Source organism: Nostoc parmelioides FACHB-3921 (assembly GCF_014696625.1).
GTDB classification, from domain to species: domain Bacteria; phylum Cyanobacteriota; class Cyanobacteriia; order Cyanobacteriales; family Nostocaceae; genus Trichormus; species Trichormus parmelioides.
In genome coordinates this window covers 26,780-32,834 of sequence record NZ_JACJQL010000065.1, presented here as the reverse complement: position 1 = coordinate 32,834, position 6,055 = coordinate 26,780, and the positions used below count along the sequence as shown (strand labels likewise).

Genomic DNA, 6,055 nt, shown 5'->3' with positions numbered 1-6,055 from the left:
CAACACTGTCAACGGTGGGCTGGGTGATGATAATATCACTGCTGGAGCAGGCAATGATGCCCTTAATGGTGGCGATGGCAATGACAACATCCAAGGTGGCGCGGGAAATGATATTCTTACTGGCTCGGCTGGAAAAGATGTCCTTGTTGGTGGTTTAGGCAGTGATCGCTTTGACTACAAAAACCTTAACGATTCACTTCTAGCTAACTTCGATTTGGTTACCGATTTTAATTCTACAATCGGCAACGACATCTTCTTAGTCAGTTCTGCGCGGACAGCTTTTACCAATGTTGGAGCCGTAGCTAGCTTGGATACAGCAGGCATTAGTGCCAAACTCACAGATGCTTTCTTTATAGGCAATGCAGCTGCTCAATTTACTTTAGGAAGTCGTACTTTTGTTGCGATCAATGATGCAACTGATGGTTTTAATACCAACACCGATGCCATCATTGAAGTAACAAGTCTAACAGGAACTCTTGGATTGAGCAACTTTACAACAGTGTGATTGTCGGTAGAAAGGCATAGCAACAGGTTAAGGTTATCAACTCAAGTCAATATCGCAAAAAAATGTTGGGTTGCCTCAGCTTATATGTCCTTACTGCGATCTCATTCATACTGGGCAATAATCAATGTTATTTTTCGGTAAGTTATCTGTTCACACAATAGGAAAATTAGGCACCTAATTTTCCTACTTTTTTTTGAGAAGCAAGCAATAGTAATAGATGGGAGAGCGAGTTTTGTACAAGCCCCTTGCCCGCTCATGCCTTACAGAAGAATTGCAAATATAGCTAAAAGCAATTAAGTAACTAAATATACTTACTTAATTTTAGGTTCATCTGTGGTTGATAATCTTATGGGAACCAATGCTTCCCAAATCTTGCCAACGAGCGAACGCCAAGTTAGACCATTGGTTCCCTTATAACCAGAACAACAATGAAGCCTCGATCTAGGAAGAATGCTTCAGGAATAGGGAAAAAGAGGTATGTCGATCTAGGGGGGACGTATTGGAAATAGGGATTTGGGGCGTTAATAACATAAATAAAGGAATGAAGTCTTTCTGGTGATAGACTTCATTCCGTTGCAGGCGATCGCCGAGGACGATGAGCTGTGAAAGCAGACATTTTCATGCAGAGTTACACGTTCTAGCCCTTTTGTGTAATGGGGCTGACTATATACTGATGTGACAAATGGTACGGTAAGGGAACTAGAAATTTTACGTGACCGTGTTTTGTCTGAACTGAAGTTAGGTAAGCAAGCTACTGGGTATAAAACTGCTCAGAAGGTTCTCAATCGTTTTATTGCTGAACTACTCCATTCAGTTTAGCTGCTTGGGGAATTCGCCAACGATATCGGTATCTCGGCGGCCACCCGGTATAACCTTATCTGGAGATCGCCTAAATGTTGATACTCATCATGAGATCCTCTAATGGAAGTCCTGGTTCCAATATTGATGATTTTTCCCGAATGAGCTGTTTGAGTAAATCCGATCCATATACTGCAACTGAGTTGTATCGAATTGATGAAAGTACCCATGTTAAAGATCGTTGAGAGAAGCGTATTTTGTCCTGTGTCTGTTGGTCGTATTGACTATAATCTCCCATTGATACATGATTAGGATTTCCAGCATCATCATATTGTTTAAAGTTAGCCCATGAGTGCAGGAAACTTGAATGGTAAATGATGTACATTAACAGACTTTTAAGCTCTGATGAATCGTATTTGGGTGGTTGGTCTCCGGAGTAAAGACTTCGTTCTTTTAATTCAGCAAAAAGTTCGTCAACCTGAATCGCATTTACTTCGGTGCGAAGTTCATCTTCAAATGGTTGTAGTAAACCCTGTTCAACATAATTGTTAAGTAGTTCCCAATAGGCTGTTGCCGCAGGTGTAAAAAGGTCTCCGGGAATATCACGTGGCAAATCAGCGATTGGATTCCACATATAACTCAGTTTACTTAATTCATTTTTCATTACATCAACAATAGATCCCTGCGTTAGCATGGAGGCGATAGGGATGAAACCTGTTGAACCGATAATCTTTGGAACAGCTGATGAGTTGATAAATATCAGCCCCTCAAGATGAGGATTAATAAACGCCCGCACAGGATGAGTGGGAGCGAGCCTTCTTTTTATAGCCATAACATATTGTTCAATGTTGAAGTGACAACGGGCTAAATGAAGTTTCAGCTCTTGTGAAAGGAATTCGGCTTGCAGGTAAGTACGTTTAGCATATTGCCATTGTTCTTGGCATGGCGTAATTTCATGATCATCTATTTTTATTGAATGCAGCTTGACACCATTTTGTTTATCAACAAAAAGCCGACATTGAACAAAATCAGGAAAGTGCAAGCCTGGCTTGATGTCATATTTTGCCAGATTGTGAGTAAGCTCATGTGTCCAGCCTTCTTGACCAGAAGATTCGCGAATTGCACCTGGATTGTACCCATTGAGCCGACGTTCTAAAAAGTAGCTGTCAGGGATATCGGTGGGATCAGTAGTGCCAACTGCCAAATCCAAAGCTGTAGTAGGCATGGCTGATACAAGTGCTTCAATCTTGTCGTGTTCACCGTCTGAAGGGTATGAATTATCTGTAAGAAAATTATATTTCTCTAATAGAAAAAGGAATCTTTTAGAAGGAATTTCAGTCACTGGGAGAGGGAAATAAACTGGTTTTCCAGGCAAATCATCCTTACTTCCATACAAATACTGAGTGCGTTCAGCACGAACAATGGAGCCAAAATAATGAACTAAGGCACCAGACACTCCCAGTGATGCAAAATCATCTACACTATATGAATTTGGAAGTTTTAAATCATAATGAGTATTGCCCGGATTGTAGGCAATTTCTTGATAATAATCATTTTCAGATTCATCTTGATTAAGCACTATGGCTGCTATATCGAGCCAAGGGTAGGTGTTTGGATCCCATATATTACTGCAATCTACAGCCACATCCTCAATCGATCTGAATTGGGCTTGCAAGACGTACTCCACAATGTTTCCGTCAGTCAATCGTTGGCGAAACTCATTTCTTAGATAATTTTTTTCGCGAGTATCGCCCCGTTTTCTGGGTAATACCAGTCTAGGGCCTATTTCAACACTGTCATCTAATAAACCGCCTTCTGTGCTTTGATTAGGATTTAAAAGGCGAAAGCGGGCGTAACGGGATTTCTTTTTGGAATCCACCCATTCATAACAAAGCTGTGTGTGGTAGTACAATTCAGTAAACGAATCTGGATTGCGTAAGGCTGCCTCCACTGCATACCTTCTTAAACTGCCACTGGCAAGCATATCACTTTTTTGATGAAAATCTGAACCAAAAAATTGATGATACAATCGGGCTGTTGGGAGTCCGAAAACTTCACCAGTATTGAGTACAAGATCCAGTAGTCGTGGCTTACTTAGGTCATCACCGATATTTCCAATTCTAATAGCTGAACCACGACCGTTTATAAGAGCATCATCTTTTGCACCACCCACAATATTTGCATGACGAAAAATGACATCATATTTTTTACCTGGGGTGAATAGCGAATGAGAGGGGACATCACTGCTATGCAATACGGTTAAGTTCCCTTTGACTATAATTCCGTCGGTATGCGTTCCACGGCCTCTTAGTGCAAGACCAGCAGCAGAGAACATGGCTTGCAACTCAAGCATGATTTTTTGAGATTCTGAATCCAATAAATTTAACAACTTCAAGTAAGTATTCAAATCCATGATCTAATCCCCCAATAGGTTGACCTTATCCAATGCGATGTAAATTCAATTCAACTCAACTACTAATCATCAAAAGTGGCTCCTTCAAATCTCAATTGGCGGTACAATCCCCGCTTAATCCCGCCACTAGAGCCAAACTAAGCCTCAAATCTATTCAGATGGTTAAATGGTATTCCTGTCCCGATCTCGTTTGATTAATATTGGTGAAAGATTGAGTGATTTAATAATTAATATTTTTTCACAAGCCAAGTATTGTTTTATGTTCTACCCATCTGGCAACATAACTTTGCTAAAGTTAAACCCTGATGAAACATTTGTAGACTTATCGGGGTGTAGTACAAGATTTATGCAAGTTCGCAAATAATTTTGAATAAAATAACGTAAAAAGCTACAATATGGGGTTTTTTGTACGTCCCCTCGAAAAGGGGGAATAGCAAAAACGAAGTTTGGCATTATTACCTTCAAATCCTTGTAAGCTTTGCTTTTCCCCCCAACGTGTCTCAGAAACTATACGAGTTGAGACACTCCTGTATTGTGTCTCTTTTTATGTCTCAAAATGCAATTCTTAGATCGTCTAAGGACTAATGAGACTCTCCCAAACCTATAGCTCTATGAAGGTTTGCACTATTTTAAAGGTCAAGCACCATTCTTGATTAAATTCCTTAATCCCCCTTTCCGAGGGTTTGTATAAAAAACCCCAACTATGTTTTAGTGATCGCCGATATAGCACCCCTTTGCAAAGTGCAAAAATGCGGCTCTCTGACTCCAGGCGCTACGAAACCTCTCCCTAAACAAGAGCGATCGTCCAAAACAAGTAATAAAGAGATGCCGAACCACTGTTTCAAAAAGCTTTGAGAATTGCTGAACTTACGTTGGGGGTAGATCATCCCAGCACAGTTACTATCCATAAAAATTTGAAATACTTGCGGGATAATTAAGCTTAACACCAGTCTTATTAAAAATTATAAACAAGCTCAATAAGATTCCACCTATGAGCCAGAACGTGTAATGAGGATATGCCGATCTAACCGGGACGCAGCACGACTAAGATTTTCGAGCATTAACAGCATAAATAGAGCGACGAAATTTCTGATGATGAGCTACAGCCCACGGCAGACGATCGCCCTTGGCGATGAGCCGTGAAAGCAGACATTTTCATACAGAATTACACGTTATAGCCCTTTTTTGGAGTCCTGCATGAACTATGAGCCTTAACAATAAGCTAAAGAGAGATTGCTTCCATTAATTGCGTAATTGAGAACAGAAACAATGTATTAATAGTAAAATATGATACCGCACTAAAGAGGTAGTAAATGGAGCCATTAACTGCTGGTGCGATCTCTATCGCTGGGCGTTCCTTGCCATCGCCTAAACTAATATCCCCGAACAGGAAGGATCACCAAAAGTTGCCAAGACCTAAATTATGATTCAAAGGACACTTGCTCCCGTCGCGGCTCAACTATTTGCTTAATACAATCTTTCGTACTCTAAATTAAAACACTGCTTGAGCCATTGCTTAATTTCATTACGAGATGGACTAACTCTGGAGTTTAATGTACCAATAGGTAATATCTCTCGTAACTGTGCCATCTGCGGTGAACGGTCATGTTCTTCTATAAGTTTCCCATTATCAAAGATTAGCTCATAGACAGTTCTGAACTCGTATGCAGGGGGAAAGCCCATCCCATAATACATCTCGCAGATGGAGTCGTTTCCCAGTAACAAACCACCAGTAAAGGGAATCAACTTCCGTATAGCATCTATTTTACAGTCCGATGACTCCCAACCCCAAGACTTTGTATATTGAGTAGTTGGTTTACCAAACAGCTTCAATAACCGCTTCAAATGATCTGCTTCACTTAACCCAATATTAAGTTTTGTAAGAAACAGAGATGTATCAGTGACTTCATAAGTGCAGTAATAACCTCGCCAGCAAGCAGTAGAAATTATATCGAAATTGATGCCATACTTTACTGGATTAAACAACCTATAACCATTGGTACTAGCAAGGGTAAAAGACTTCTTCTGATATAAGACTGTATCGTAAATTTGTTCAGTCATTGACTTAATTTTTAGTTGCAGTTTAGTCATCAATGCTAGTGTAAAGAATAGCTTTGCTGCATCCGCAATTTTATTTAAATATTGGTAGGAGAGTTTTGTTGAAATACTGTTAAATGTTAAAAATTTAGTTTGTTGATTTAAACATTCTGTAAGGGTGCGGGGGAAAGATATTTTTCATCTATGATTGTGAAATTTTTTCATTGGGACTGTCTTCTGCCTTCCCCCAACCTGACCAAAAGTTACCAAGAACCACATTATGATTCAAAGGACAGTAAGTT

The 6,055-nt window shown here is 40.0% G+C and carries 4 protein-coding genes; 2 read left to right on the top strand and 2 right to left on the bottom strand.

Annotation, left to right across the window (positions count from 1 at the left end; genetic code table 11):
* On the top strand, positions 1–505 hold a 505-nt coding region (locus tag H6G14_RS26790), incomplete at its 5' end, for a calcium-binding protein (RefSeq protein WP_277884333.1).
* Positions 506–1,180: 675 nt separating this feature from the next.
* Entirely contained in the window at positions 1,181–1,324 is a 144-nt protein-coding gene (locus H6G14_RS26785) for a hypothetical protein (protein ID WP_168436368.1), read from the top strand.
* Positions 1,325–1,394: 70 nt separating this feature from the next.
* On the opposite strand, the gene H6G14_RS26780 is transcribed toward H6G14_RS26785, so the two are convergent.
* Complete coding sequence (locus H6G14_RS26780) at positions 1,395–3,716, bottom strand: linolenate 9R-lipoxygenase (protein ID WP_010994078.1); 2,322 nt, start codon at positions 3,714–3,716, stop codon at positions 1,395–1,397.
* Positions 3,717–5,183: 1,467 nt separating this feature from the next.
* A complete protein-coding gene (locus H6G14_RS26775) occupies positions 5,184–5,777 on the bottom strand; it encodes a hypothetical protein (RefSeq protein WP_149028795.1) in 594 nt (197 codons plus the stop codon).
* Between the last annotated feature and the right edge of the window lie 278 nt (positions 5,778–6,055).